This window comes from Pseudomonas sp. P106(2024), assembly GCF_057480815.1.
In genome coordinates, this window is record NZ_JBLIYU010000003.1 from 293,867 (window position 1) to 319,199 (window position 25,333).

The 25,333-nt window shown below is 65.0% G+C and carries 27 protein-coding genes and 1 tRNA gene; 23 read left to right on the forward strand and 5 right to left on the reverse strand.

Going from position 1 to position 25,333, the window contains the following annotated elements; translation table 11 throughout:
- Positions 1-70 precede the first annotated feature (70 nt).
- The 10 genes from AC25M7_RS07555 to AC25M7_RS07600 all read left to right on the forward strand — a co-directional run bounded on the left by AC25M7_RS07555 (position 71) and on the right by AC25M7_RS07600 (position 8,984).
- Positions 71-445, forward strand: a complete 375-nt coding sequence (locus tag AC25M7_RS07555) for a chemotaxis response regulator CheY (RefSeq protein WP_172402424.1) — start codon at positions 71-73, stop codon at positions 443-445.
- A gap of 19 nt (positions 446-464) precedes the next feature.
- Positions 465-1,253, forward strand: coding sequence for a protein phosphatase CheZ (locus tag AC25M7_RS07560; RefSeq protein WP_280093486.1), 789 nt, complete (start codon positions 465-467; stop codon positions 1,251-1,253).
- 12 nt (positions 1,254-1,265) lie between these two features.
- Positions 1,266-3,482 (forward strand): chemotaxis protein CheA, encoded by a 2,217-nt coding sequence (locus tag AC25M7_RS07565; RefSeq protein ID WP_028691007.1) that lies wholly within the window; start codon positions 1,266-1,268, stop codon positions 3,480-3,482.
- A 45-nt stretch (positions 3,483-3,527) separates the two neighbouring features.
- Positions 3,528-4,652, forward strand: coding sequence for a protein-glutamate methylesterase/protein-glutamine glutaminase (locus tag AC25M7_RS07570; protein ID WP_069017532.1), 1,125 nt, complete (start codon positions 3,528-3,530; stop codon positions 4,650-4,652).
- Positions 4,652-5,392, forward strand: a complete 741-nt coding sequence (locus tag AC25M7_RS07575; protein ID WP_028691009.1) for a flagellar motor protein — start codon at positions 4,652-4,654, stop codon at positions 5,390-5,392. The genes AC25M7_RS07570 and AC25M7_RS07575 overlap by 1 nt, the downstream gene beginning before the upstream one ends.
- Positions 5,393-5,395: 3 nt before the next feature.
- Entirely contained in the window at positions 5,396-6,253 is an 858-nt protein-coding gene (gene motD, locus AC25M7_RS07580) for a flagellar motor protein MotD (RefSeq protein ID WP_028691010.1), read from the forward strand.
- A 78-nt stretch (positions 6,254-6,331) separates the two neighbouring features.
- Positions 6,332-7,120 (forward strand): ParA family protein, encoded by a 789-nt coding sequence (locus AC25M7_RS07585; protein WP_028691011.1) that lies wholly within the window; start codon positions 6,332-6,334, stop codon positions 7,118-7,120.
- A complete protein-coding gene (locus tag AC25M7_RS07590) occupies positions 7,120-8,040 on the forward strand; it encodes a CheW domain-containing protein (protein ID WP_062361704.1) in 921 nt (306 codons plus the stop codon). Before AC25M7_RS07585 ends, AC25M7_RS07590 begins: the two co-directional genes overlap by 1 nt.
- 67 nt (positions 8,041-8,107) lie before the next feature.
- Entirely contained in the window at positions 8,108-8,587 is a 480-nt protein-coding gene (locus AC25M7_RS07595; protein WP_003254393.1) for a chemotaxis protein CheW, read from the forward strand.
- A 1-nt stretch (position 8,588) separates the two neighbouring features.
- Positions 8,589-8,984 carry a DUF2802 domain-containing protein gene (locus tag AC25M7_RS07600; protein ID WP_028691013.1) on the forward strand — a complete coding sequence of 132 codons (396 nt, stop codon included), beginning with the start codon at positions 8,589-8,591 and terminating at the stop codon, positions 8,982-8,984.
- 63 nt (positions 8,985-9,047) lie between these two features.
- Here the strand turns inward: AC25M7_RS07600 and AC25M7_RS07605 are convergent, their stop codons facing one another.
- The 3 genes from AC25M7_RS07605 to fliK all read right to left on the reverse strand — a co-directional run bounded on the left by AC25M7_RS07605 (position 9,048) and on the right by fliK (position 13,783).
- Entirely contained in the window at positions 9,048-11,807 is a 2,760-nt protein-coding gene (locus AC25M7_RS07605) for a dermonecrotic toxin domain-containing protein (RefSeq protein ID WP_486970908.1), read from the reverse strand.
- A gap of 81 nt (positions 11,808-11,888) precedes the next feature.
- Positions 11,889-12,224 carry an EscU/YscU/HrcU family type III secretion system export apparatus switch protein gene (locus AC25M7_RS07610; protein ID WP_028691015.1) on the reverse strand — a complete coding sequence of 112 codons (336 nt, stop codon included), beginning with the start codon at positions 12,222-12,224 and terminating at the stop codon, positions 11,889-11,891.
- Positions 12,221-13,783, reverse strand: coding sequence for a flagellar hook-length control protein FliK (gene fliK / locus AC25M7_RS07615; RefSeq protein WP_486970909.1), 1,563 nt, complete (start codon positions 13,781-13,783; stop codon positions 12,221-12,223). Before fliK ends, AC25M7_RS07610 begins: the two co-directional genes overlap by 4 nt.
- 169 nt (positions 13,784-13,952) lie before the next feature.
- Here fliK and ccmA point away from each other — a divergent pair, with 169 nt between their 5' ends.
- From ccmA to AC25M7_RS07680, 13 genes are all read left to right on the forward strand, one after another.
- The gene (gene ccmA, locus AC25M7_RS07620) at positions 13,953-14,585 is read left to right on the forward strand and encodes a cytochrome c biogenesis heme-transporting ATPase CcmA (RefSeq protein ID WP_028691017.1); all 633 of its coding nucleotides are present in this window, start codon (positions 13,953-13,955) and stop codon (positions 14,583-14,585) included.
- Entirely contained in the window at positions 14,582-15,250 is a 669-nt protein-coding gene (ccmB, locus tag AC25M7_RS07625; RefSeq protein ID WP_028691018.1) for a heme exporter protein CcmB, read from the forward strand. The genes ccmA and ccmB overlap by 4 nt, the downstream gene beginning before the upstream one ends.
- Positions 15,251-15,296: 46 nt before the next feature.
- Positions 15,297-16,064: a heme ABC transporter permease gene (locus tag AC25M7_RS07630; protein WP_062361715.1), complete on the forward strand. Its 768-nt coding sequence runs from the start codon at positions 15,297-15,299 to the stop codon at positions 16,062-16,064.
- Positions 16,061-16,237, forward strand: coding sequence for a heme exporter protein CcmD (gene ccmD / locus AC25M7_RS07635; RefSeq protein ID WP_011534872.1), 177 nt, complete (start codon positions 16,061-16,063; stop codon positions 16,235-16,237). Before AC25M7_RS07630 ends, ccmD begins: the two co-directional genes overlap by 4 nt.
- On the forward strand, positions 16,234-16,689 hold the full coding sequence (gene ccmE / locus AC25M7_RS07640; protein ID WP_028691020.1) for a cytochrome c maturation protein CcmE: 456 nt from the start codon (positions 16,234-16,236) through the stop codon (positions 16,687-16,689). The genes ccmD and ccmE overlap by 4 nt, the downstream gene beginning before the upstream one ends.
- Positions 16,690-16,700: 11 nt before the next feature.
- Positions 16,701-18,674 (forward strand): heme lyase CcmF/NrfE family subunit, encoded by a 1,974-nt coding sequence (locus AC25M7_RS07645; RefSeq protein WP_280063606.1) that lies wholly within the window; start codon positions 16,701-16,703, stop codon positions 18,672-18,674.
- Entirely contained in the window at positions 18,671-19,207 is a 537-nt protein-coding gene (locus AC25M7_RS07650; RefSeq protein WP_028691022.1) for a DsbE family thiol:disulfide interchange protein, read from the forward strand. The genes AC25M7_RS07645 and AC25M7_RS07650 overlap by 4 nt, the downstream gene beginning before the upstream one ends.
- On the forward strand, positions 19,204-19,680 hold the full coding sequence (locus AC25M7_RS07655; RefSeq protein ID WP_028691023.1) for a cytochrome c-type biogenesis protein: 477 nt from the start codon (positions 19,204-19,206) through the stop codon (positions 19,678-19,680). The genes AC25M7_RS07650 and AC25M7_RS07655 overlap by 4 nt, the downstream gene beginning before the upstream one ends.
- Positions 19,673-20,860: a c-type cytochrome biogenesis protein CcmI gene (gene ccmI / locus AC25M7_RS07660; RefSeq protein ID WP_236248775.1), complete on the forward strand. Its 1,188-nt coding sequence runs from the start codon at positions 19,673-19,675 to the stop codon at positions 20,858-20,860. Before AC25M7_RS07655 ends, ccmI begins: the two co-directional genes overlap by 8 nt.
- Positions 20,861-20,872: 12 nt before the next feature.
- The gene (locus AC25M7_RS07665) at positions 20,873-21,295 is read left to right on the forward strand and encodes a hypothetical protein (protein ID WP_028691025.1); all 423 of its coding nucleotides are present in this window, start codon (positions 20,873-20,875) and stop codon (positions 21,293-21,295) included.
- A 68-nt stretch (positions 21,296-21,363) separates the two neighbouring features.
- A complete protein-coding gene (locus tag AC25M7_RS07670) occupies positions 21,364-22,302 on the forward strand; it encodes a 2-hydroxyacid dehydrogenase (protein ID WP_486970910.1) in 939 nt (312 codons plus the stop codon).
- Between the two features lie 50 nt (positions 22,303-22,352).
- Positions 22,353-23,141 carry a PhzF family phenazine biosynthesis protein gene (locus AC25M7_RS07675; RefSeq protein ID WP_028691027.1) on the forward strand — a complete coding sequence of 263 codons (789 nt, stop codon included), beginning with the start codon at positions 22,353-22,355 and terminating at the stop codon, positions 23,139-23,141.
- Between the two features lie 156 nt (positions 23,142-23,297).
- Positions 23,298-23,714 carry a cupin domain-containing protein gene (locus AC25M7_RS07680; protein ID WP_028690418.1) on the forward strand — a complete coding sequence of 139 codons (417 nt, stop codon included), beginning with the start codon at positions 23,298-23,300 and terminating at the stop codon, positions 23,712-23,714.
- Between the two features lie 54 nt (positions 23,715-23,768).
- Here AC25M7_RS07680 and AC25M7_RS07685 read toward each other — a convergent pair.
- Together AC25M7_RS07685 and AC25M7_RS07690 are read right to left on the reverse strand one after the other, a co-directional pair.
- Positions 23,769-23,844 (reverse strand) — tRNA-Asn (locus tag AC25M7_RS07685).
- A 62-nt stretch (positions 23,845-23,906) separates the two neighbouring features.
- Positions 23,907-25,103 carry an amino acid aminotransferase gene (locus AC25M7_RS07690; protein ID WP_028690419.1) on the reverse strand — a complete coding sequence of 399 codons (1,197 nt, stop codon included), beginning with the start codon at positions 25,101-25,103 and terminating at the stop codon, positions 23,907-23,909.
- Positions 25,104-25,333 lie beyond the last annotated feature (230 nt).

A 25,333-nucleotide genomic window follows, 5' to 3' on the forward strand; every position in this document is an offset into this window, starting at 1 on the left:
CGAATTGATTGAGTGCGCGCTCGGCGCCGAGCGCGTTTAAGACTGCTTGGAGGTCTAATTGAACAAAGACATGAAAATCCTCATCGTTGACGACTTTTCGACGATGCGGCGGATCATCAAGAACCTGTTGCGTGACCTGGGTTTCACCAACGTCAAGGAGGCTGATGACGGCAACACGGCACTGCCGATGCTCACCAGCGAACACTTCGACTTCCTGGTAACCGACTGGAACATGCCGGGCATGACCGGTATCGACCTGCTGCGTGCTGTTCGCGCGGACGAGCGCCTCAAGCACCTGCCGGTACTGATGGTCACCGCAGAAGCCAAGCGCGAGCAGATCATCGAAGCTGCCCAGGCCGGCGTCAACGGCTACGTGGTCAAGCCTTTCACCGCCGTGGCGCTGAAAGAAAAGATCGAAAAGATCTTCGAACGCGTCAACGGCTGAGTCACGTCTGGGGGGCGCAATGGAGTCAACCAACAACTCTTTGGGTGAGTTCGAATCAACCCTTAAGAAGCATGCCCAGGAACTGGTCGAGAGCCTCGAGCGCGGCCGGTTCGGTGATGCGGTACAGCTGATCCACCAACTGAACCAGACCCGCGATCGCGGGCTGTATCAGGAAGTCGGCAAGCTTACTCGCGAACTGCACAGTGCAATCGTCAACTTCCACATCGACCCGTCCATGCCGCAGGCCGAGGAAGTGTCGCAGATTACCGACGCCACTGAACGCCTCTCCTACGTGGTTCGCCTCACCGAAGGTGCGGCCAACCGCACCATGGACCTGGCAGAGGCCTGCACCCCGGTGCTCAATGACCTCGCCGCCGAGGCCCAGAGCCTGTCCGCCGATTGGCAGCGGTTCATGCGCCGGGAGGTGGCAGCGCCGGAATTCCGTGAGTTGGTCAAGCGTGTGGACAGTTTTCTGACGCACAGCGCCGAAGGTAATCAGAAGGTCGCCGGCCATCTCAACGATATCGTCCTGGCCCAGGATTATCAGGATCTCACCGGCCAGGTGATCAAACGGGTGACCGCGCTGGTCACCGAAGTCGAAAGCAATCTGCTCAAGCTCGTGCTGATGGCAAGCCAGGTCGACCGCTTTGCCGGGATCGAACATGACCACCAGCAGCTGCGCGCTGAAAAAGATCAAGAAAAACATCCGACTCGGGGTGAAGGTCCGCAGATTCATGCCGATAAGCGTGAAGACGTCGTGTCCAGCCAGGACGATGTCGACGATCTGTTGTCCAGCCTGGGTTTTTAAGGAGCACGTTTAATGAGCTTCGGCGCCGATGAAGAAATCCTCCAGGATTTCCTGGTAGAAGCCGGCGAAATCCTCGAGCAACTGTCCGAGCAATTGGTCGAGCTGGAAAGCCGGCCCGATGACGCGGATCTGCTCAATGCGATTTTCCGCGGTTTCCACACTGTAAAAGGGGGCGCCGGCTTCCTTCAGCTCAATGAGTTGGTGGAGTGCTGCCACATTGCCGAGAACGTGTTCGACATCCTGCGCAAAGGTGAGCGCCGGGTTGACGCGGAACTGATGGACGTGGTGCTCGAGGCCCTCGACACGGTCAACAGCATGTTCGGCCAGGTGCGCGAACGTACCGATGTCACGCCGGCCACGCCGGAGCTGCTGGCGGCGCTGTCGCGCTTGGCCGAGCCCGGTGGCGCCGAAGCCCCGGCCCCGGTGGTCGAGGCGGCGCCCGTGGTCGAAGCCCCGGCTGCCGAGCCCGACATCACCGATACCGAGTTCGAGCAACTGCTCGACTCGCTCGATGCGGTCAAGGCTGAAGCTCAGGTTCATGAGCAACTGCAGGGTGAAGAAATCAGCGGCGGCGGTGACGAGATCACCGATGCCGAGTTCGAGTCGCTGCTCGACCAGCTGCACGGCAAGGGCCAGTTCTCGGCCGATGCCGCCGTCAGCGCGCCTGCGCCAGCCACTCCGGCCAGCGACGAGATCACCGACGATGAGTTCGAGTCGCTGCTCGACCAGTTGCACGGCAAAGGTACTTTTGCCGTCGACGCACTGCCAGGCGCCGCCGCGCCAGTGGCCAGCGCGGCACCCGCCGCGGGCGACGAGAGCATCAGCGAACACGAATTCGAGGCCCTGCTCGACCAGTTGCACGGCAAGGGCAAGTTCTCCAGTGACGCGGTCACCGCCGAGGCGCCTGCCGCCGTCGCCGCGCCTGTCGCGGCCAAGGCCGAGGTCAAGCCCGTTGCTAAGCCGGCTCCTGCGCCCGCCGCGGCACCGGCTGCGGCCGCCAAGCCTGCCGCCCCGGCTCGCGCTCCTGCGCCGGCCGCCGAGAAGCATGGCGCCAGCGAAGCGGAAACCACCGTGCGGGTTGATACCGCGCGTCTGGACGAGATCATGAACATGGTCGGCGAACTGGTGCTGGTGCGTAACCGCCTGGTGCGCCTGGGGCTCAACAGCGGCGACGAGGCCATGTCCAAGGCCGTGTCCAATCTCGACGTGGTCACCGCCGACCTGCAGACCGCGGTCATGAAGACCCGGATGCAGCCGATCAAGAAAGTCTTCGGCCGCTTCCCGCGCCTGGTTCGCGACCTGGCCCGCCAGCTCAAGAAAGAGATCAACCTGGAGCTGGTCGGTGAAGAGACCGACCTCGACAAGAACCTGGTGGAAGCCCTGGCCGACCCGTTGGTGCACTTGGTGCGCAACGCCGTTGACCACGGCGTCGAGATGCCTGACGAGCGCGAGGCCTCCGGCAAGTCGCGCATGGGCCGGGTGGTGCTGTCCGCCGAGCAGGAGGGTGACCACATCCTGCTGTCGATCTCCGACGACGGCAAGGGCATGGACCCGAGCATCCTGCGCGCCAAGGCCGTGGAAAAGGGCCTGATGGACAAGGACGCGGCCGATCGCCTGAGCGAGTCGGACTGCTACAACCTGATCTTCGCCCCGGGCTTCTCGACCAAGACCGAGATCTCCGACGTGTCCGGCCGCGGCGTCGGCATGGACGTGGTGAAGACCAAGATTTCCCAGCTCAACGGCTCGATCAACATCTTCTCGGCCAAAGGCCAGGGCTCGAAGATCGTCATCAAGGTGCCGCTGACCCTGGCGATCATGCCGACCCTGATGGTAATGCTCGGCAACCAGGCGTTCGCCTTCCCGCTGGTCAACGTCAACGAGATCTTCCACCTCGACCTGTCGCGCACCAACGTGGTCGACGGCCAGGAAGTGGTGATCGTGCGCGACAAGGCGCTGCCGCTGTTCTACCTCAAGCGCTGGCTGGTCCAGGACCACGAGCACGAGGAGCAGCACGAAGGTCATGTGGTGATCCTGTCGGTCGGTACCCAGCGCATCGGCTTCGTGGTCGACCAGTTGGTTGGCCAGGAAGAGGTGGTGATCAAGCCGCTGGGCAAGATGCTGCAGGGCACCCCGGGCATGTCCGGCGCGACCATCACCGGTGACGGCCGGATCGCGCTGATCCTCGACGTTCCGAGCATGCTCAAGCGTTACGCCGCCCGGCGTATTTGATTTCGGTGGCGCGCCCTGGCGGGTGCGCCGCCTAATGGAGTGTTTATGGCAGTCAAGGTCCTGGTGGTGGATGATTCCGGTTTCTTCCGCCGCCGTGTCTCGGAAATTCTCTCGGCGGACCCGACGATCCAGGTCGTGGGCACCGCGACCAACGGCAAGGAAGCGATCGACCAGGCGCTGGCGCTCAAGCCCGATGTCATCACCATGGACTATGAAATGCCCATGATGGACGGTATCACTGCGGTGCGGCACATCATGCAGCGCTGCCCGACGCCGGTGTTGATGTTCTCCTCGCTGACCCACGAAGGCGCCCGCGTCACCCTCGACGCCCTGGACGCCGGTGCGGTCGACTACCTGCCGAAGAACTTCGAGGACATCTCGCGCAACCCGGAAAAGGTCAAGCAGCTGCTGTGCGAGAAGGTCCATACCATCTCGCGCAGCAACCGCCGTTTCAGCGCCTATTCCAGCCCGGCGCCCGCCGCCGCGCCGGTTCCGGCCAATAGTCATGCGCCGGCCAGCAGCTTCGCCAGTACCACGCCCGCGCGCACGGCGGCTCCGGCCCGCGCCGCGGCACCGGCCGCCGCGCATTCGCCGGCGCCCAAGCGCAAGCCCTACAAGCTGGTCGCCATCGGCACCTCCACCGGTGGCCCGGTGGCGCTGCAGCGGGTATTGACCCAACTGCCCGCCGGATTCCCGGCGCCGATCGTTCTGATCCAGCACATGCCGGCGGCCTTCACCAAGGCCTTCGCCGAGCGCCTGGACAAGCTGTGCAAGATCAGCGTCAAGGAAGCCGAGGACGGTGACGTGTTACGTCCGGGCCTGGCGTTGCTGGCTCCGGGTGGCAAGCAGATGATGGTCGACGGCCGTGGCACGGTGAAGATCCTGCCGGGCGACGAGCGCCTGAACTACAAGCCTTGTGTCGACATCACCTTCGGCTCCGCCGCCAAGTCCTATGGCGACAAGGTGCTCTCTGTGGTGCTCACCGGCATGGGCGCCGACGGTCGCGAAGGCGCACGCCTGCTCAAGCAGGGTGGCAGCACCGTGTGGGCGCAGGATGAGGCCAGTTGCGTGATCTACGGCATGCCCATGGCCATCGTCAAGGCCAACCTGGCCGATGCCGTGTACAGCCTGGACGAGATCGGCAAGCACCTGGTCGAGGCGTGCATCTGATGGATGTGTTGAGCCTAATCGGCCTGATCCTCGCTTTTGTCGCTATCGTTGGCGGCAATTTCCTCGAGGGCGGCCACGTCGGTGCGCTGATCAACGGCCCGGCGGCATTGATCGTGCTGGGCGGTACCCTGGCGGCGGCGTTGTTGCAGTCGCCGCTGTCGGCGTTCAAGCGCGCTCTGCAGATCGTGGGCTGGATCTTCTTCCCGCCGCGGGTGGACCTGCCCGGTGGCATTGACCGGGTGGTGAACTGGAGTCTGACGGCACGCAAGGAAGGCCTGCTGGGCCTGGAGGGCGTGGCCGACGCCGAGCCCGATCCCTATGCGCGCAAAGGCCTGCAGCTGCTGGTCGACGGCGCCGAGCCCGAGGCCATCCGCAGCATACTTGAAGTCGATTTCCTGACTCAGGAAGCCCGCGACATCCAGGCCGCCAAGGTGTTCGAGAGCATGGGCGGCTATGCGCCGACCATCGGCATCATCGGTGCGGTGATGGGTCTGATCCACGTGATGGGTAATCTGGCCGACCCGTCGCAGCTGGGTAACGGCATTGCCGTGGCCTTCGTCGCCACCATCTACGGCGTGGCCAGCGCCAACCTGATCCTGCTGCCGATCGCCAACAAGCTCAAGGCCATCACCCTGCGCCAGTCTCGCTATCGCGAGATGCTGCTCGAGGGCTTGTTGTCGATCGCCGAAGGCGAGAACCCGCGCTCGATCGAGCTGAAGCTGCAAGGCTTCATGGAGTAAGCCATGGCCCGTCGTCGCAAGATCGAAGAGCACGAGAACCACGAGCGCTGGCTGGTCTCGTACGCCGACTTCATCACCCTGCTGTTCGCCTTCTTCGTGGTCATGTATTCGATCTCGTCGATCAACGAGGGCAAGTACAAGCAGATTTCCCAGGCGCTGATCGGGGTCTTCAATGACCCCGAGCGCAGCATGAAGCCGATCCCTATCGGTGACGAGCGGCCGCTGAGCGTCAAGCCCGCCGAGCCGCTGATCAAGGACAGCGAGCAGACCGACGCGGGCCTGGCGCAGACCAGTACCGACCCGCTCAAGACCATCACCGACGATGTCCGCGACGCCTTCGGCGACCTGATCAAGTCCAACCAGATGACCGTGCGCGGCAACGAACTGTGGGTGGAGATCGAGCTCAACTCCTCGCTGCTGTTCGCCAGTGCCGACGCCATGCCCAGCGATGTCGCCTTCGAGATCATCGAGAAGGTGGCGAAGATTCTCAGGCCGTTCGCCAACCCGGTGCACGTCGAAGGCTTCACTGACAACCTGCCGATTCGCACCGCTCAGTACCCGACCAACTGGGAGCTGTCGTCGGCGCGAGCGGCGAGCATCGTCCGGTTGCTGGCGATGGAAGGGGTCAACCCGGCGCGCATGGCCTCGGTGGGTTACGGGGAGTACCAGCCGGTGGCCAGCAACGACACTGCCGACGGGCGTGCGCGCAACCGCCGGGTGGTGTTGGTGATCTCGCGTAACCTGGAGGTACGCCGCAGCCTGACCGGCAGTGGCAGTGCCAATGCCACCCCGGATGCGGCGATGCGCCGGGCTGGCACACAAAGTGCACCAGCCTCGCCAGCACCGTCGACCGGGGGCTGATTTCGTCAAATCCCCGTCACTGAATTTCACACCGTTCCCGGCAGGGCAGGCGGCCATACCGGGAGGAAGCAACGCACGATGAGAGTCTGGGCAGTAGCCAATCAAAAAGGTGGCGTCGGCAAGACCACCACCACCATCGCCCTGGCCGGCTTGCTGGCCGAGGCGGGCAAGCGCGTGGTCGTGGTCGACCTCGACCCGCACGGCTCGATGACCAGCTACTTCGGGCACAACCCCGATGCGCTCGAGCACAGCTGCTACGACCTGTTCCTGCACAAGGGCACGGTACCCGAAGGTTTGCCGGGCCAACTGCTGCTGCCGACCAGCGACGAGCGCATCTCGCTGCTGCCGTCGAGCACCGCGCTGGCGGTGCTCGAGCGCCAGTCGCCGGGGCAGAGTGGCCTGGGCCTGGTGATCGCCAAGAGTCTGGCGCAACTGTGGCAGGATTTCGACTTTGCCCTGATCGACAGCCCGCCCTTGCTAGGCGTGCTAATGGTCAACGCCCTGGCCGCCAGCCAGCAGCTGGTGATCCCGGTGCAGACCGAGTTCCTCGCGGTCAAGGGCCTGGAGCGCATGGTCAGCACCCTGGGCATGATCAATCGCTCGCGCAAGCAGGCATTGCCCTACCAGATCGTGCCGACCCTGTTCGACCGCCGAACCCAGGCATCGCTGGGCACCTTGAAGGTGCTGCGTGACACCTATGGCGACCAGGTCTGGCAGGGCTACATTCCGGTGGACACGCGTCTGCGAGACGCCAGCCGCAACGGCGTCACGCCTTCGCAGTTCGACGGCAAGAGCCGTGGCGTGGTCGCCTACCGGGCGCTGCTCAAGCATCTGCTCACCTACCGTTCCGCATTGCAGGTGGCGTGATGAACCAGGCTCGGCAGATCACCACCAAGCCACAGATGGCCTTGCAGTCCTACCTCGACGGGCTGCTGCAGGAGGCCACCGAGTCGTTCGAGCTGCCGGCGGAGTTGGAGACGCCTGTCGTGGAGCCTGTCGAGCAGGCCCCCGGCGATGACTTCGAAGCAGCGGTTCGCGAGGAACAGGCCCGAGACGCCCAGCGCCAGATAATTCCGACCCCACCTGCTGCGCGGCCCTTTGCCGAGCCGCAGGCCAAGGTCCTGCCGACCGTGCTGCCGCCTGCCGCGCCGGTGGTGGAGCCGGTGGTCGCCATGGTCGAGACCGAGGTGGTGGCCGATGCCAGCATCCCGGTCCTGAGCCAGACCCAGGCCATCGAACCCGTGGCGCCGTTGGTGGAGCTGAATGTGACGGCGGCACCCGCCGCGCCAACACCGCCGGCCAGCGTCGATGGCCGTCCGGACTGGGCCGCCGAACCGTTCGAATGCCTGCTGTTCGATGTTGCCGGGCTGACCCTGGCGGTACCGCTGGTGTGTCTGGGCTCGATCTACACCCTGGCCGGCCAGGAGCTGACGCCACTGTTCGGCCAGCCGGACTGGTTCCTCGGCATCCTCACCTGCCAGGCGGGCAACCTCAAGGTGCTCGACACGGCGCGCTGGGTGATGCCGGACCGCTACCGCGACGATTTCCGCCAGGGCCTGCAGTATGTGATTTCAGTCCAGGGCTACGAATGGGGATTGGCCGTGCACCAGGTCAGCCGTTCGTTGCGCCTGGACCCGAACGAGATCAAGTGGCGCAGCCAGCGTGGCCAACGGCCATGGCTGGCCGGCACGGTGATCGAACACATGTGCGCGCTGCTCGATGTCGCCGAACTGGCCGAGCTGATCGCCAGTGGCGCGGTCAAGCAGATGAACACCAAACACAACTGAATCAACGCCGCTACTGCCGCGGCAATACAGAGCACACCGCCAATGGCGGATTTTGAGGGCTAGGGGAATGAAAAAGTCGTCTGCACAAGGTTCCGAAGATCCGATCCTGCAGTGGGTAACCTTCCGTCTGGACAACGAGTCCTACGGCATCAATGTCATGCAGGTGCAGGAAGTCCTGCGCTACACCGAGATCGCCCCGGTTCCGGGCGCTCCCAGCTACGTGCTGGGCATCATCAACCTGCGCGGCAACGTGGTGACGGTCATCGACACCCGCCAGCGCTTTGGCCTGATGCCGACTGAAGTCACCGACAACACCCGCATCGTCATCATCGAGGCGGACAAGCAAGTGGTCGGTATCCTGGTCGACAGCGTCGCCGAAGTGGTCTACCTGCGTCAGTCGGAGATCGAGACCGCGCCGAACGTCGGCAACGAAGAGTCGGCCAAGTTCATCCAGGGTGTCTGCAACAAGAACGGCGAGCTGCTGATTCTGGTCGAGCTGGACAAGATGATGACCGAGGAAGAGTGGTCCGAGTTGGAGAACATCTGAGTTGATCTTCGAGGTTGCTGTCATCTTCCTGGCGCTGCTCTGGGCACTGAGCCTGTGGTTCTTCCTCAACTACAGCAAGCGCCAGCGCGAGCTGGCCGCCCAGCAGGCCCAGGGCGATGCGCTGCGTGACCAGCGCATCAAGGACCTGGCCAAGCGCCTGGACGATTACCAGAATGGCACCGTGCGCATGGGCGAGGCGATCCATGAGCTGCGCGCGGTGGTGGCGCCGTTGCCCGAGAAGCTGCAGCAACTCGAGCAACGCGACCCCAACAGCGTCACCTTTGCCCAGGCCGCCAAACTGGTGGGGATGGGGGCTAGCGTCGAGGAGTTGACCCAGACCTGCGGTTTGACCCAGGCCGAGGCGCAGCTGATGAGCAAGTTGCATCGCGTCGAATGAGCGTGCACAAGGCGACCTTCGGGTCGCCTTGTCGTTTCAGGGGTGACCATCAACGTCAGACCTTCAAGGCTTGGCCCAGGCATGGTTGTTGCCGATCCTGGCGACGCCATTGAGCGGCAGGTAGCGGTCTAGCGCGGTCTTGTAGGCGAGGCGGTCGACGAACGTGAAGGAATTGACGGTGGACAGCGAGTCGAGGTTGGTGATTTGCCTGAGCTGTTTCAGGTCGGGCAGCAAGCGGTCGGTCACGTCGGTCAGCAGGGTGGGCCCGGTCAGCCGGCTCAGGGTATTGGCGTAGTGGGCGAAACCCTCCGGGTCGCGCGCGGCGTCCGGTTTGCTGTCGTAGAACCTCGGTTCGGCCTGAAAGCGAGCGTGCATTTCTTCGCTGATGGCCCTCAGGGTCGGGTTGTTGGCATGACTGCCGATCAGGCTGGTGTTGTAGATGCAGTGGATGTTCATCTTTTCGTTGGCGATCGGCGGGTAGAGCAGCACGCCATCAGGGGTGGTCTGCAAGAAGGTATCGTCGATCGGTTTGGCCCGCGGGCCGTAGCCGCGTCCGTTGATCGTCACCGGGTACTCGCCCTCGGCCAGTAGCCTGTCGTCGATGTCCATGTACAAGCCCCCCTCGTGGTCCAGCAGTGGGAAACGCAAAACATCCGCCGCCGACGAGAAATGGCGTGCGATGCCGCCATTGCCGTCGATCGCGGCGCGGTATTGCGGGTAGTTGGCGCTGTCCTTGAACGAGGAATAGAAGGGTTGCTCCTCCAGGGGCAGCACGATGACGTCGGGGGCGTATTCGGCCAGGCGCTCGAGGTTTCGCACATAGGCCTGGGGCGACTCGTTGGACAGGTACAGGCGCAGGCTGAAGCGTGAGGGCTTTAGCGTTCTGCTGTTCTTGGCGAGGTTGGCCAGCAGGTTGTCGGGTATCGTTCGGTCGCCGACCCAGATGCTGAGGATCTGCTCGGGGATTCTTCGGCTCGCCTCCAAGGGGAATTCCGGCACCTTCACCGGGAGTGGCAGGTCGATGCCCATGGCCCGCAGGCTCGCGGTGCGCATTTCATCGGTGACCAGCCTGCCTTGCGGCGCACGGACCAGGTTCTTGCTGGCCACGCGAGGGATGTAGCGTTTCGGTTCCACCGCATTGAGGTCGTCGCGCTGGACGAAGGCGTTGGCCTCCAGGTCGTAGACAACATCGGCGCTGTAGCCACCGATGGTTGCGCGCAGGATATCGGGCTCGCCGTTGAACTGGGTCAGGCGGATGACGGCGCCACGGGTTGCCTCGTCACCACCCTCGAGCGGCGCGACGGGGTCTGGGAGGTGGAAATACTCGAGCGCTTCTTCGGCGGGCAGCAGAGGCGGGTCTATCGGGCTCAAGGGGTAGCCCAGCTTGCCGTTCACCTCGCTGGGCAAGACGAAACCGTCGTACTTGAAGCGGAACAGCGCGGGCGCCTTGGTCACCTCGGCATGCAGCAGCGGCAAGGCGTTGAACAGGCCGAACGTGGCATCACTTACGCCCGAGGCTTGCTGATCCACGCCATGGCCGTTGATCGCCGCGTCCAGCCCCAAGCCGAACTGGGCGATGCCGCCCAGGGCGAACAGGGGCGCCAGCTCCGGCAGCACGAAAGCCAGGGGGCCGAGCAGGTTGATCGCCGAGCTCAGGTAGCCGCGCCAGCGGGCTTTGGTGATCTCGCTGTCACTGGTGATCGCCGCGTCGGCATCCTGGTAGCTGCGTGCGCGTTGGCGCTCGGCGAGCGCCTGGAACAGGTCCCCGGTTATGGCGGGGTTGTACGTGTCGGGTCGATAGTTGACATAGGTGCGGGGCGGCCAGGCGCCATCGGTGGTGAAGCCTGAGCGGTTGGGTGACAGGCGGTACACCGCTGGGTAGACGGCGAGGCCTTCCAGGGCGGTGCGCAGGCCGCTGAAATCCAGGCCGTCTGGCAGATCGGCCTGGCCGAAATGCCCGGCCAGGGCTTCGCGTTTGACGGGGTCCTTGCACTGTTGGGCTACCCAGTCCTTCAGGGCATTGGGGCCGGCGAAGGTATGCAGTGCCGAGGCGTTGCCGGGTACGTACAGCAGTGCGGTGTGCGCGTTCTTGTCGTACAGGTAGATCAGGTCGGTGGCGCTGTAGCCATAGATGTTCAGCGCGCGCATGCGAAAGGTGGCGGTGCGCGGCATGAGTTCGGCGGCTTGCCAGGCCAGCTGGCGACCGGCCTCGTCAAGGCTGCCTTCGGCCACCTGTTTGTTGCAGGTGGCGATGAAGGCCATCTTGGCCAGGATGCGGTGGCTGTTCCCGGCGTTGGCCCAGTAGCGATCAAGCATGCCTTTGTAGGTGGCGTGGAAATCCATTTTCCAGATGAACTGTTGCAGGTCTTCTGCTGGCAGCCCAAGCAGTGTCTCGGGGCCGTATACCTGCGGCGTGGTGCGCCGGAAAACGCCGTTGAACACTTGGTAGTTGACGCCGGAGGGTGCGTTCCAGGCCTTGGGGCGCAAAGTCTCGACCAGGCTGATGCGCCCGGGTAGGTGCCCGGCCCAAGGTTCGCCGAACAGTCCGCCGATGAGGTTGTTGTCCGATTCACCTTGCCAGTTGGACAGCATGGCTTGGGTCAGCTTGCTCTTCGCCACGAGCACGCCATCCCAATTCGCCAGGTCGCCATGGGGTTGGTAGTGAAGCGTGACCACATCGGTTTGATCGGGGTCGAGCGTCACGCCGCGGGCGCTTGCCCATCGCTTGATGGCGTCGCCGGCGGCACGGTCCGGGCGGGGAAAATGGCTCAGGTGCTGGCGGGCGAACTGGGTGCCAGCGTCGTTGACATAAGCGGTGGTCATGGCAGGGGCCTTTGCGTGAGTGAGTAACGGCAAAGGTCGCACCCCTGTGCGGCCACCGGGGACTACATATGTACCGCTGCGTCAGCCCGGATGCGGCAAGCGCGGCAGTACAGGAGTGATTTCGCGCTCGCTGGGCGTGGCGTCGACGAAGTCCTCCGGCACCTTGCCCCGCAGTTGCCAGGCGAAGGCGATGATCTCGGCGATGGTCAGGTACAGCGCTTCGGGAATCTGTTCACCCAGCTCCAGGCGCGCCAGCAGGCGCACCAGCTCGGGATTCTCGTAGATGGGCACCTCATGCTCGCGAGCGATGGCGAGAATGGCCTCGGCCAGCTCATCGTCGCCCTTGGCGCTCAGGGTCGGGGCCTGCTGGCCGTCGTAGCTCAGGGCGATCGCCTGGCGGGGTGGCTTGTGTTTCATGCGGTCTCGTCTACCCAGCGTTGTTCCAGGCGCGTGCGTGGCCCCTGCGGGGGGAGGCCGGGGTGGCATTCCAGGTCCCCGACGTCCAGGCCTCGGGCCAGCAGGCGATCGCGCAGTGTGCCCAGCTGGCTGTCGATCAGGCGCGCGGTGGCTTCCTGCTGCGCCCAGAGCTGGCCGGAAAGCTTGCCTTGCAGCAACTGCGCCTGTACCTGCAGAGGGCCAAGTGGTGAGAGATCGAAGGCCAGTTCGATGCGCCACAGCGCTTCCAGTGGATCGTGCTGCTCGCGCTCGGCCTGCTGCTTCGGTGTTTCCTCGCGCTGCAACTTGACCTGCAGCGGCACGAACTCCTGACCATGGCGCACAGGAATCTCTGTCTGCCAGGTGGTCTGCTGGTTGCCGTTCTCCAAGGTGCCGCTCTGTTGCAGGCTGGACAGCGAGTGGCTCTGCAGACGGGAGATGGCGGCGGCGGCCAGGCGTAGCAATTGCTGGAGGTCGCCTTCACTTTCCAGCTTCTGCAGAAGACGCGAGGGCAGGGGGAAGACGCTGGGCAGTGGCCGTGGGCTGACTTGGCCGAGCATCCCTAGTGCGCTGCGGGCCAGGCCAGGCAAGGCCTGGGCGAGGGTGCTGGTGGCCAGCGCGCTGGTCAGTGGCGGATGGCCCGGCACGCTGGGCAGGGCCTGGGCCACCAGCCTGACAAGCTGTGCCTTCAGGTCGGGGGCGATGCCGCCGGCCAACCCGCCTAGCAGCTTGGCTTCGAAGAAGGTGCCGCTGTTGTTCAGGGCCTGGGCCAGGCCCTTCGCATCCCCCAGTTGCCGCGCGTCCGGCAGGCTGGCGAGCAGGCGCTCGGCGCTGGTGCGCAGTTCGGGGTCTGCATCGGGGCTGCTGGCGATCCGTTGCAGGCTGTCGAGCACACCCGGCAGCGAGGCCTGGAGGTTCTGCTGGGTCGACAGGTGCTGAGTGACCGCCAGTTGGTCCTGGCGGCCGCTCAGGGGCACGAAGCGTAGCCCCTGTTCACTCTGCACCAGCGCGCTGAGCAGGCTGCCCACGGGGAGCCGGCGCGGGCTGTCGATGACCAGCGTGGCACCGGCCTGGCTGCCGCTGAGCAGGCTCACCAGCGAGCGGAAGGAGGTGGGCGCGCCGGAGCTCTGCGGCAGGGCCTGGCTGGTCAGGACCTTGGCCTGCAGCAGGGTGCCGACCGGCATTTCCCGGGTGTCCAGCCGGGTCAGAGTGGCGATGTTGCCGGCAGTTGCCTGTTGCACCATCACCGCCAAACGGCTGCTATCCGTCTGGCTGACCAGGACCTGGCTGCCGGGTGGCAGGGGTTGACTGGCGGTGGTCAGCACTTGCGTCTGGTTGCCATTGGCCTGGGTCAGCCGAAGCAGCATCTGGAACTCCTGGCCGATCTGGCGCAGGGTCACAACCTCGGCTTCGGCGGTTTCTCCAGGCGGCAGCAGGCCAGGCTGGGCCTGCAGCAGGCGCAACAGCTCGCCGGTCATGGCGGCCCGGGTCGCCTGGGGGCTTACCGCAGTTTGTGTGCTGAGACTATTGATTTCAGTCATGATTGTATACAACCTGTCGAACCCGCCCTCTTGGCAGCGCGCTGGCGCGTGCAATAATGCTGCTCGCTCGCCATTGCCAGTATAACGGCAGGGGTTGGAGCGACTTGAGACGCAGGCTGCAATCGGTGTCGGTACCGGTGACAGACCTCATACTGTATAAGGCGATACCGTGATCCTTCACCTTCAAGCCGCGGGCCTGGCCTGCGAGCGCGACTGGCGGCTGCTGTTCGAGCACCTGCACTTCGAGCTGCACCCTGGCGACATGCTGCAGATCGCCGGCCCCAATGGCAGCGGCAAGACCAGCCTGCTGCGCCTGCTGGCCGGGCTCATGCAACCCACCGCCGGGCAGATCCTGCTTGGCGGCCAGCCATTGGCCGAACAGCGTCATGCCCTGGCCAGCATCCTGTTGTGGATTGGCCACGCCGCCGGGATCAAGGATTTGCTCACCGCTGAAGAGAATCTCGCCTGGCTCTGCGCCCTGCATCGGCCGGCCGGTCGCGAGGCAATCTGGCAGGCGCTGGAGGCTGTCGGCTTGCGCGGGTTCGAGGACGTGCCCTGTCACACCCTGTCAGCCGGCCAGCAGCGTCGGGTCGCCCTGGCTCGGCTGTACCTGGACAGCCCGCCGCTGTGGATCCTCGACGAGCCGTTCACCGCCCTGGACAAGCAGGGCGTGGCACAGCTGGAAGCCCACCTTGCGGCCCACTGTGAGCAGGGCGGCACCGTGGTGCTGACCACCCACCACACGCTCGAACGCAAGCCATCGGGCTACCGCGAGCTGAACCTGGGGCAATGGGCGGCATGAGCGTATTTCTTCTGCTGTTGCGCCGCGAGGCTCGCCTGTTGTTCCGCCGTCCGGCGGAGCTGGCCAATCCGCTGGTGTTCTTCGCCATCGTCGTCGCTTTGTTCCCGCTGGCGGTCGGTCCGGAGACGCAATTGTTGCAAACCTTGTCGCCTGGACTGGTCTGGGTAGCGGCCCTGCTGGCGGTGCTGCTGTCGCTGGACGGGTTGTTCCGCAGCGATTTCGAGGACGGTTCGCTCGAGCAGTGGGTGCTTTCGCCGCATCCGCTGGCCCTGCTGGTGCTGGCCAAGGTGCTGGCGCACTGGATCTTTTCCGGGCTGGCGCTGGTATTGTTGGCGCCACTGCTGGCACTGATGCTGGGCCTGCCGAGCGCCTGCCTGCCGGTGCTGCTCGCCTCCCTGTTGTTGGGCACGCCGGTGTTGAGCCTGCTGGGCGCGGTGGGCGCGGCGCTGACGGTCGGTCTCAAACGCGGTGGGCTGCTGCTGGCGTTGCTGATTCTGCCGTTGTATATCCCTGTGTTGATCCTGGGCAGTGGTGCGTTGCAGGCGGCGTTGCAGAATATGCCTGCCACCGGTCACCTGCTCTGGCTCGCCAGCCTGACGGCCCTGGCGGTGACACTGGCACCCTTTGCGATCGCGGCCGGCCTGAAGATCAGCGTCGGCGAATAACGAGTCCCGGGCACCGCAGCCCGGCCAATACCCTGGATGTACCCTGATGAAAATGAGTTGGACGTGGTTCCACAAGTTGGGCTCCCCCAAATGGTTCTATGCCATCAGCGGCCGCATGCTGCCGTGGCTGAGCGTTTGCGCCGTCGTGCTGCTGCTGGTCGGCATCACCTGGGGCCTGGCCTTCGCCCCCCAGGACTACCAGCAGGGCAACAGTTTCCGCATCATCTATATCCATGTGCCGACGGCCATGCTGGCGCAGTCGTGCTACGTCATGCTTGCGGTGGCGGGCGTGGTGGGGCTGGTGTGGAAGATGAAACTGGCCGATGTCGCGCTGCAGTGCGCGGCGCCCATCGGCGCCTGGATGACCGCGGTAGCTTTGGTTACCGGGGCGATCTGGGGCAAGCCCACCTGGGGCAGTTGGTGGGTCTGGGACGCGCGCCTGACCTCAATGCTCATCTTGCTGTTCCTTTACTTCGGCATCATCGCCCTGGGCCAGGCCATCAGCAATCGCGACAGCGCGGCCAAGGCCTGCGCGGTGCTGGCCATCGTCGGCGTGGTCAATATCCCGATCATCAAGTACTCGGTGGAGTGGTGGAACACCCTGCACCAGGGCGCTACCTTCACCCTCACCGAAAAGCCGGCCATGCCGGTGGAGATGTGGCTGCCGCTGCTGCTCACCGCGCTGGGCTTCTACTGCTTCTTCGGCGCCGTGCTGCTGCTGCGCATGCGCCTGGAAGTGCTCAAGCGCGAGGCCCGAGCCAGTTGGGTCAAGGATGAGGTGCTGGGGCAGCTCGGACGGGAGGCGGCACGATGAGCTTCGCGTCCTTCAGTGATTTTCTCGCCATGGGCCACCATGGTCTGTACGTATGGTCGGCCTACGGCATCTGCCTGGCGGTGCTGGCGCTGAATGTCGCCGCGCCCCTGCTGGCCCGTCGCCGCTACCTGCAAGAAGAGGCGCGTCGTCTGCGCCGGGAGAGCAAACCGTGAATCCGCAGCGCAAGAAACGCCTGTTCATCATCCTCGGCCTGCTGGCCGGTGTCGGCGTCGCCGTGGGCTTCGCCCTGAGCGCGCTGCAGCAGAACATCAACCTGTTCTACACCCCGACGCAGATCGCCAACGGCGAGGCGCCGCTGGACACCCGCATCCGCGCCGGCGGCATGGTCGAGAAAGGCTCGGTGCAGCGCTCGGCCGATTCGCTCGATGTGCGCTTCGTGGTCACCGACTACACCAAGTCGGTGCCGATCACCTACCGCGGCATCCTCCCTGACCTGTTCCGCGAAGGGCAGGGCATCGTCGCCCTTGGCAAGCTCAACGCCGATGGCGTGGTGGTGGCCGACGAGGTGCTGGCCAAGCACGATGAGAAGTACATGCCGCCGGAGGTCACCAAGGCCCTGAAGGAAAGCGGCCAGGCCGCCAGCGACGCGGGGGCCAAGCCATGAATGCGGCCCTGGTGATCCCCGAACTCGGCCAGCTGGCGATGATCCTGGCGATCTGCTTTGCCGCCGTGCAGGCCACTGTGCCGCTGCTCGGCGCCTGGCGCGGCGACAGCCTGTGGATGGGCCTGGCGCGGCCGGCGGCCTGGGGGCAGTTCGCCTTCCTGGCGTTTGCCTTCGCCTGCCTCACCCACGCCTTCATGACCGACAACTTCTCGGTCGCCTACGTCGCCAGCAACTCCAACAGCGCCTTGCCCTGGTACTACAAGTTCAGCGCCGTGTGGGGCGCCCATGAAGGCTCGCTGCTGCTGTGGGCACTGATCCTTGGCGGCTGGACCTTCGCCGTGTCGATCTTCTCGCGCCAGTTGCCGCAGGTGATGCTGGCGCGGGTGCTGGCGGTGATGGGCATGATCAGCGTGGGTTTCCTGAGCTTCCTGATCATCACCTCCAACCCGTTCTCGCGCCTGCTGCCGCAGGTGCCGGGCGACGGCCGCGACCTGAACCCGCTGTTGCAGGACTTCGGCCTGATTGTCCACCCGCCGATGCTGTACATGGGCTATGTGGGCTTCTCGGTGGCCTTCGCCTTCGCCATCGCCGCTTTGTTGGGCGGTCGTCTCGATGCCGCCTGGGCGCGCTGGTCGCGGCCCTGGACCATCGTCGCCTGGGCCTTCCTCGGCGTGGGCATCACCCTCGGCTCGTGGTGGGCCTACTACGAGCTGGGCTGGGGGGGCTGGTGGTTCTGGGATCCGGTCGAGAACGCCTCGTTCATGCCTTGGCTGGTGGGCACGGCGCTGATCCACTCGTTGGCGGTCACCGAAAAACGCGGGGTGTTCAAGAGCTGGACCGTGCTGCTGGCCATTGCCGCATTCTCCCTGAGCCTGCTGGGGACCTTCCTGGTGCGTTCCGGCGTGCTGACATCGGTGCATGCGTTCGCCGCCGACCCGTCCCGTGGCGTCTTCATCCTGATCTTCCTGCTGTTCGTGGTTGGTGGCTCGTTGACCCTGTTCGCCCTGCGCGCGCCGGTGGTCAAGAGCCAGGTGGGCTTTGCCCTGTGGTCCCGTGAAACCTTGCTGCTGGCCAACAATCTGGTGCTGGTGGTGGCGGCCTCGATGATCCTGCTGGGCACCCTGTACCCGCTGGTGCTCGACGCCCTGACCGGGGCCAAGCTGTCGGTCGGCCCGCCTTACTTCGACGCCCTGTTCCTGCCGCTGATGGCGCTGCTGATGGTGGTGCTCGGCGTGGGCGTGGTGGTGCGCTGGAAGGACACCCCGGGCAAATGGCTGGCCGGCATGCTGACCCCGGTGCTGGTCGGTAGCGCGGTCCTGGCGCCGGTCGCCGGGCTGATCGTCGATGACTTCGACTGGCCGGCCCTGAGCGTGTTCGCCCTGGCCGCCTGGGTGGTCCTGAGCGGCGTGCGCGACATCCTCGACAAGACCCGTCACAAGGGTTTGGCCAAGGGGTTGGCGGGCCTGAGTCGCAGCTACTGGGGCATGCACCTGGCGCACCTGGGCCTGGTGGTGTGCGCGCTAGGCGTGGTGCTGTCGAGCAACAACAGCGCAGAACGCGACCTGCGCATGGCGCCGGGCGAGACCGTCGAGCTGGGTGGCTATCTCTTCCTGTTCGAGGGCGCCAAGCACTTCGAAGGCCCGAACTTCATTTCCGACAAGGGCACCGTGCGCGTCTCGCGCGATGGCCGCGAAGTGTCCGTGCTGCACCCTGAAAAACGCCTGTACACCGTGCAGCAGTCGATGATGACCGAGGCTGGCATCGACGCTGGCTTCACTCGCGATCTGTATGTCGCCCTGGGCGAGCCGCTGGAAAACGGCGCGTGGGCGGTGCGGGTGCATATCAAACCCTATGTCCGCTGGATCTGGCTGGGCGGTCTGCTGACCGGCCTGGGCGGCTTGCTGGCGGCCCTCGACCGACGCTACCGCGTCAAGGTCAAGACCCGGGTGCGTGAGGCCCTGGGCGTGTCTGGAGCGACTGCATGAAGCGTTGGATCATGGTGGTGCCGCTGGCGGTGTTCCTGCTGGTGGCGGTCTTTCTCTACAAGGGGTTGTTCCTCAAGCCTGACGAACTGCCTTCGGCGATGATCGGCAAGCCGTTCCCGGCGTTCTCGCTGGCGAGCGTGCAGGGCGATCGTAGCCTCACCCAAGACGACCTGATCGGTCGCCCGGCGTTGGTCAACGTGTGGGGTACCTGGTGCCCGTCGTGCAAGGTCGAGCACCCGTACCTGAACCAGTTGGCCGAGCAGGGCGTGGTAATCCACGGCGTCAACTACAAGGACGACAACGTCGCCGCGCTGAAATGGCTGGCTGAGTTCCACAACCCGTACCAGCTGAACATCGCCGACCAGCAAGGCTCGCTGGGCCTGGACCTGGGCGTGTACGGCGCGCCGGAAACCTTCCTGATCGACGCCAAGGGCATCATCCGCTACAAGCACGTGGGCGTGGTCGATGCCACGGTGTGGCGCGAGCAGCTGGCGCCGCTGTACCAGGGGCTGGTCGATGAGGCCCGGCCATGAGGCGCTGGCTGGCGGCCGCCGTGCTCGGCCTGAGCCTGGTCGGGGTGGCCAAGGCGGCCATCGACACCTACCAGTTCCGCGATGACGCCGAGCGCGAGCGCTATCAGCAACTGACCAAGGAACTGCGCTGCCCCAAGTGCCAGAACCAGGACATCGCCGACTCCAACGCGCCCATCGCCGCCGACCTGCGCCGCGAGATCTTCCGCATGCTGGGCGAGGGTAAGGACAACCAGCAGATCGTCGATTTCATGGTCGATCGCTATGGCGACTTCGTGCGTTACAAGCCGGCGCTCAGCGGGCGCACCTGGCTGCTCTGGTTCGGCCCGGGGATCCTCCTGGTTGGAGGCTTCGTGGTGTTGGCGCTGATCGTGCGCCGTCGCCGTGGCCAGGCCGTGGCCGGCAACACCGAACTGTCCGCCGACGAACGCGAGCGTCTGGCCAAACTGCTGGATAAAGAACGTACCCATGACTGAATTCTGGCTTAGCGCGGGCCTGCTGCTGCTCGCCGCCCTGGCTTTCCTGCTGCTGCCGATCCTGCGCGGTCGCCGCCGTCAGCAGGCCGAGCAGGACCGTACCGCCCTCAACGTGGCGCTCTATGAGGAGCGCGTCGCCGAACTGGCTGCCCAACAGGCGGCCGGCGTTCTTGACGAACAACAACTGGCCAATGGCCGTGACGAGGCCGCCCGTGAGCTGCTGGCCGATACCGAGCGTGGCGACGTGATCCGCCAGGGCCACCTGGGCAAGGCCGTGCCGTTGCTGGCGGCGGTGCTGGTGCCGGCCATGGCCCTGGGGCTGTACCTGCACTTCGGCGCCGCGGACAAGGTCGCACTGACCCAGGAGTTCGCCCGCGCGCCGCAGTCGATGGCGGAAATGACCACGCGCCTGGAGCGTGCGGTACAGGCCCAGCCCGACTCGGCCGAAGGTCTGTACTTCCTTGGTCGTGCCTATATGGCCGAGCAGCGGCCAGCCGACGCGGCCAAGGCCTTCGAGCGCGCCGTGGCCCTGGCCGGGCGTCAGCCCGAGTTGCTCGGACAATGGGCGCAGTCGCTGTACTTCGCCGCCGATAAACAGTGGTCGGCGCAACTGCAGGCGCTCACCGATGAGGCGCTGAAGGCTGACCCGCAGGAGGTCACCAGCCTAGGCCTGCGTGGTATCGCCGCCTTCGAGGGCGAGCGCTACCAGGAGGCCATCGACTTCTGGCAACGCCTACTGGCGCAGTTGCCGCAGGGCGACGCGTCCCGTGACGCGCTGCAGGGCGGCATTGACCGCGCCGCCGACAAGCTCAAGGCCGGGGGCGGCAAGGTGGCCGAGACGGCGCGCCTGAAGGTACGGGTGGAGCTGGCAGCGGCGCTCAAGGACAAGGTGCGCCCCGACGACACCGTGTTCATCTTCGCCCGCGCCAGCAATGGCCCGCCCATGCCGCTGGCGGCCAAGCGGGTGACCGTGGCGCAGCTGCCGATCGAGGTGGAGTTGTCCGATGCCGACGCGATGATGCCGCAGATGAAACTGTCGGACTTCGCCGAAGTCCAACTGGTTGCCCGCGTCTCGCGCGCCGGGCAGCCCACCCACGGTGAATGGAAGGGCCAGAGCGCCCCGCTGGCCACCGGCACCCAGGGCACCCAGCATGTGACCATCGACAGTCCCGACTCATAAGAGAGCAGCCCCATGAACAGCACCGTCCGCCTGACCCTGATTTCCCTGGCCCTGGGTCTTTCCGCGTGTACGGTGCATCAGCCCGGGGAGCGTGAACCGCTGCCGCCGATCGAGACCACGCCGCCGCACAAGGGGCCGGTGGTCAAGCCCTTGCCGGGTGGCCAGCCCGGGACGCAACCGAGCAAGCCGGCGGCGATACCCAAGCCGATGCCACGCACTTCCGCCAGCTTCGCGCCGCCGCCGGGGGGCGCCAGCCACTGGGACCCGAAGCTGGGGGTCTATGTGCTGGAGAAGCAGCCCAACACCTTCTACCGCCAGCGCACCTATTACCGCTGGAACAATGGCTGGAGCTGGTCGCTGAGTCCCAACGGACCGTGGCAGGACACTGACAGCAGCGGCGTGCCGGGCGGGTTGGGCAGGGCGTTCGGGCAGTAATCAACGTTGACCTGATCGCAGGGCAAGCAACTGGCATAATCCCCCTTCGCATTCAACCGGAGGGTGGCATGAGCAAGACAGTCCTGGTGCTGGTGGAAACCGTCGATGACTACCTGCCGCTATTGGAACGGGCCGGCTACCGCCTGATCCGCGCACCCTCGCCGCAAATGCGCACCGACGCCATCGCCCGCCATGCCGGCGAGATTGATGCCGTGCTCACGCGTGGCCCGCTGGGCCTCACGGCTGACGAAATTGCCACGCTGACCCAACTTCAAATCATCTGTGTGATCGGTGCCGGCTATGAGCAGGTCGATCTCGAGGCCGCTGCGGCCCGCGGCGTAACCGTCACCAATGGTGCGGGCGCCAACGCCGGGCCCGTCGCCGACCATGCCATGGCGCTGCTGCTGGCGCTGTTGCGCGATATTCCCCGTGCCGATGCCAGTACCCGCCGTGGCGAATGGAACCGGGTGATCAGCCCCTCGGTCAGCGGCAAGCGGCTGGGCATCATCGGCCTGGGCGCGGTCGGCCAGGCCATCGCCCGCCGTGCGAGCCAGGGCTTTGACATGCACGTCAGCTACCATAGCCGCACGCTTCGTCGGGGCCAGCCCTACACCTGGTACGACAGCCCGTTGCACCTGGCCGAAGCCGTGGACATCCTGGTGGTCGCGACGCCCGGTGGCAGTGGCACCCGGCATCTGGTCGATGGCTCGGTACTGGAGGCCCTGGGCGCCGAGGGGTACCTGGTCAACATTGCCCGGGCCAGCGTGGTGGATACCACGGCGTTGGTCACTGCGCTGGAGCGGGGCGTGATCGCGGGGGCTGCGCTGGATGTGTTCGATGACGAGCCTGCGGTGCCCGATGCGCTCAAGGCGCTGGGCAACACGGTGCTGACCCCGCATGTGGCGGGGCAGTCGCCGGAAGCGGCGCGCGATACCGTGGCCCTGGTACTGCGTAACCTGCAGGCATTCTTTGCCGGCGAGCCGGTGTTGACGCCGGTTCGCGGTTGAATCCTTTCTGAAGTCCGCCCGGCGCGGTGCCGGGCCTGAGGAGTTTGTACATGCAACTTGAGATTTTCCAGGTCGACGCGTTTTCATCCGAGCCGTTCGGCGGCAATCCCGCAGCGGTGATTCCATTGCAGCAGTGGCTGCCCGACGAGGTGCTGCAACGCATTGCTGAAGAGAACAATCTGTCCGAGACGGCGTTCTTCGTGCGTAACGGTGAAACGTTCGACCTGCGCTGGTTCACGCCGGCGGTGGAGGTTGACCTGTGTGGGCATGCGACGTTGGCGGCGGCATGGGTGTTGTTCGAGCAGTTGGGCGAGCAGGCCGAGGTGTTGCGGTTCAATACCCGTAGCGGGGAGTTGCGGGTTCGGCGTGATGCCGATGGCCTGCTGGCGATGGATTTCCCGGCCAAGCAGCCGGAGGCCGTGGAAATTCCGGCGGGGTTGTTGGAGGCGCTTGGGTTAAGTGAGGCTCGGGCGTTGTACCGGACCGACGATTATGTACTGGTGATTGACGATGTCTCGCTGATCGAGGGGCTCAAGCCGGATTTCGTGGCGTTGTCGGCGTTTGATGTACGGGGGATTGCGGTGACGGCGGCGGGGCGGGGGTTTGATTTCGTCACGCGGTGGTTTGGGCCTCGGGTGGGGGTCAATGAAGATCCGGTGACCGGGTCGGCGCATACGTCCTTGGCGCCCTACTGGGCGCAGCGGTTGGGCAAGAGCAGCTTGCGCTGTGAGCAGGGTGGGGGGCGCAAGGGGCAGTTGCAGTGTGATTTGCCGGGGAATGGGCGGGTGATTATCAGTGGGCGGGGGGCGCTTTATTTGCGGGGTGTGGTTTTTGTTTGAGTTGCTGGAATGATTGTGGTTTCAAGCGTTGTGCGCGCATTCATTTACTGAGGGTGTGATTCCCCAATCGGCCTCCCGTTTTTCCCGCGAATTGGCCATTTGCCGCTCACAAACCTGGGCTTAACCTGCAGGTAGATATCCCTCAGGAGAAGCCCCATGCGATTCATCCATCTAGCCGTTGTGCTGTTGACGTCAAGCCTGCTCGCACTACTGTCACCTGCCTGGGCCCACGGCGAGAAACCCGATCAGGTCAGGATTCTGCAGGAGCAGCTCCCGACCAATGCCCCAGGCAAGAGAGCTGTAATGCTCATGGTCAGCTATGGCCCCGGCCAGGCGTCGCCCGCCCACCAGCATCCGGGAGCGGTCATGGCCTATGTATTGGAAGGAGCGGTGACCTCCAAACTCAACGACGAGCCGGAGAAAACCTACCAGGCCGGCGAGTTCTGGTACGAGGCGCCGGGCACCGTGCACAGCGTGTCGCGCAATGCCAGCAAGCGCGCGCCGGCCAAGCTGCTGGTCTGGAGCCTGGTGGAGGAGGGCAAGCCGGTGACCGAGCCTTTGCCCAAGCCCTGAATCGCAGGCAATAAAAAACCTCCAGTGCTTGCGCATCTGGAGGTTTTCAGTATTTGGCTCCGCGACCTGGACTCGAACCAGGGACCCAATGATTAACAGTCATTTGCTCTACCGACTGAGCTATCGCGGAATCTGTGCGTATCTTACCGATTGCCCGGGGGAAGTCAAGCTTCCCCCAAGACAATCAAGCAGTTACAGCACTTCGACGATGGCCTTGGTGACCACGTGAATGTTGCTCTGGTTCAGGGCGGCGACCGCGATGCGGCCGGTGTCCAGGGCGTAGATGCCGAACTCGTTCTTCAGGCGCGCCACTTGCTCCACGGTCAGGCCCGAGTAGGAGAACATGCCGCACTGGCGACCGACAAAGCTGAAGTCGCGTTTGGCGCCGTATTCGGCCAGCAGCTCGACCATCTGCTTGCGCATGCCGTGGATGCGCTCGCGCATCTCGGCCAGCTCGGTTTCCCACATCTGGCGCAGCTCGGGGCTGTTGAGCACGGCGGCGACGATGCTGGCGCCGTGGGTCGGCGGGTTGGAGTAGGTGGTGCGGATCACGCGCTTGACCTGCGACAGCACGCGGGTGCTTTCGTCTTTCGAGGCGGTGACGATCGACAGCGCGCCGACGCGCTCGCCATACAGCGAGAACGACTTGGAGAACGAGCTGGATACGAAGAACTCCAGGCCCGATTCGGCGAACAGGCGCACGGCGAAGGCGTCTTCGTCGATGCCGGCACCGAAGCCCTGGTAGGCCATGTCCAGGAACGGGATGTGGCCCTTGGCCTTGACCACTTCCAGGACATTCTTCCAGTCGTCCAGCGACAGGTCGACACCGGTTGGATTGTGGCAGCAGGCGTGCAGGACGATGACCGAGCCGGCTGGCAGTTTGTTCAGGTCCTCGAGCATGCCGGCGCGGTTGACGTCGTGGCTGGCGGCATCGTAGTAACGGTAGGTCTGTACCGGGAAGCCGGCGCTCTCGAACAGGGCACGGTGGTTTTCCCAGCTCGGATCGCTGATGGCCACAACGGCGCCCGGCTGCAGACGCTTGAGGAAGTCGGCGCCGATCTTCAGCGCGCCGGTGCCGCCCACGGCCTGCACGGTGACCACGCGGCCGGCGGCCAGCAGCGGCGACTCGGCGCCGAAGATCAGCTTCTGCACGGCCTGGTCGTACTGGGCGATGCCGTCGATCGGCAGGTAGCCGCGGGAGGCGTGCTGGGCGGCACGGGCGGTCTCGGCCTCGATCACCGCGCGCAGCAGCGGGATGCGGCCTTCCTCATTGCAGTAGACGCCCACGCCCAGGTTCACCTTGTCGGTGCGTGGGTCGGCGTTGAATGCTTCGTTGAGGCCCAGGATAGGGTCGCGGGGTGCCAGCTCGACAGCGGAAAACAGGCTCATTGTTACCTTGGCTCTGATAGGAGAGTGATAGGGGTCGCCACGCTCCAGCCGAAGGCACTGAAGCGGTGCGCAAACGGGGAGTCAGTATAGTGATACCGACCGGTCACTGCGACAGTCTGGCGCAGCTTTTCCGGCTGTTTGCGCAAATATTTTTCGACCATTGGTCGAATTGCCCGGTCCATTGACATGAACGTTCACACGTCGGCCTTGAATGCCGCGCCCAGGGCGCG

Coding starts and splice junctions, on each gene's coding strand:
- AC25M7_RS07585 (WP_028691011.1), top strand. CDS start 6,332: ATGAGAGTCTGGGCAGTAGCCAATCAAAAAGGTGGCGTCGGCAAGACC.
- AC25M7_RS07665 (WP_028691025.1), top strand. CDS start 20,873: ATGAACAGCACCGTCCGCCTGACCCTGATTTCCCTGGCCCTGGGTCTT.
- AC25M7_RS07630 (WP_062361715.1), top strand. CDS start 15,297: ATGAAAATGAGTTGGACGTGGTTCCACAAGTTGGGCTCCCCCAAATGG.
- AC25M7_RS07570 (WP_069017532.1), top strand. CDS start 3,528: ATGGCAGTCAAGGTCCTGGTGGTGGATGATTCCGGTTTCTTCCGCCGC.
- AC25M7_RS07565 (WP_028691007.1), top strand. CDS start 1,266: ATGAGCTTCGGCGCCGATGAAGAAATCCTCCAGGATTTCCTGGTAGAA.
- AC25M7_RS07680 (WP_028690418.1), top strand. CDS start 23,298: ATGCGATTCATCCATCTAGCCGTTGTGCTGTTGACGTCAAGCCTGCTC.
- AC25M7_RS07655 (WP_028691023.1), top strand. CDS start 19,204: ATGAGGCGCTGGCTGGCGGCCGCCGTGCTCGGCCTGAGCCTGGTCGGG.
- AC25M7_RS07555 (WP_172402424.1), top strand. CDS start 71: ATGAAAATCCTCATCGTTGACGACTTTTCGACGATGCGGCGGATCATC.
- AC25M7_RS07575 (WP_028691009.1), top strand. CDS start 4,652: ATGGATGTGTTGAGCCTAATCGGCCTGATCCTCGCTTTTGTCGCTATC.
- AC25M7_RS07610 (WP_028691015.1), bottom strand. CDS start 12,224: ATGAAACACAAGCCACCCCGCCAGGCGATCGCCCTGAGCTACGACGGC.
- motD (WP_028691010.1), top strand. CDS start 5,396: ATGGCCCGTCGTCGCAAGATCGAAGAGCACGAGAACCACGAGCGCTGG.
- AC25M7_RS07670 (WP_486970910.1), top strand. CDS start 21,364: ATGAGCAAGACAGTCCTGGTGCTGGTGGAAACCGTCGATGACTACCTG.
- AC25M7_RS07560 (WP_280093486.1), top strand. CDS start 465: ATGGAGTCAACCAACAACTCTTTGGGTGAGTTCGAATCAACCCTTAAG.
- AC25M7_RS07605 (WP_486970908.1), bottom strand. CDS start 11,807: ATGACCACCGCTTATGTCAACGACGCTGGCACCCAGTTCGCCCGCCAG.
- AC25M7_RS07590 (WP_062361704.1), top strand. CDS start 7,120: ATGAACCAGGCTCGGCAGATCACCACCAAGCCACAGATGGCCTTGCAG.
- AC25M7_RS07595 (WP_003254393.1), top strand. CDS start 8,108: ATGAAAAAGTCGTCTGCACAAGGTTCCGAAGATCCGATCCTGCAGTGG.
- fliK (WP_486970909.1), bottom strand. CDS start 13,783: ATGACTGAAATCAATAGTCTCAGCACACAAACTGCGGTAAGCCCCCAG.
- ccmB (WP_028691018.1), top strand. CDS start 14,582: ATGAGCGTATTTCTTCTGCTGTTGCGCCGCGAGGCTCGCCTGTTGTTC.
- ccmI (WP_236248775.1), top strand. CDS start 19,673: ATGACTGAATTCTGGCTTAGCGCGGGCCTGCTGCTGCTCGCCGCCCTG.
- ccmD (WP_011534872.1), top strand. CDS start 16,061: ATGAGCTTCGCGTCCTTCAGTGATTTTCTCGCCATGGGCCACCATGGT.
- AC25M7_RS07650 (WP_028691022.1), top strand. CDS start 18,671: ATGAAGCGTTGGATCATGGTGGTGCCGCTGGCGGTGTTCCTGCTGGTG.
- AC25M7_RS07690 (WP_028690419.1), bottom strand. CDS start 25,103: ATGAGCCTGTTTTCCGCTGTCGAGCTGGCACCCCGCGACCCTATCCTG.
- AC25M7_RS07675 (WP_028691027.1), top strand. CDS start 22,353: ATGCAACTTGAGATTTTCCAGGTCGACGCGTTTTCATCCGAGCCGTTC.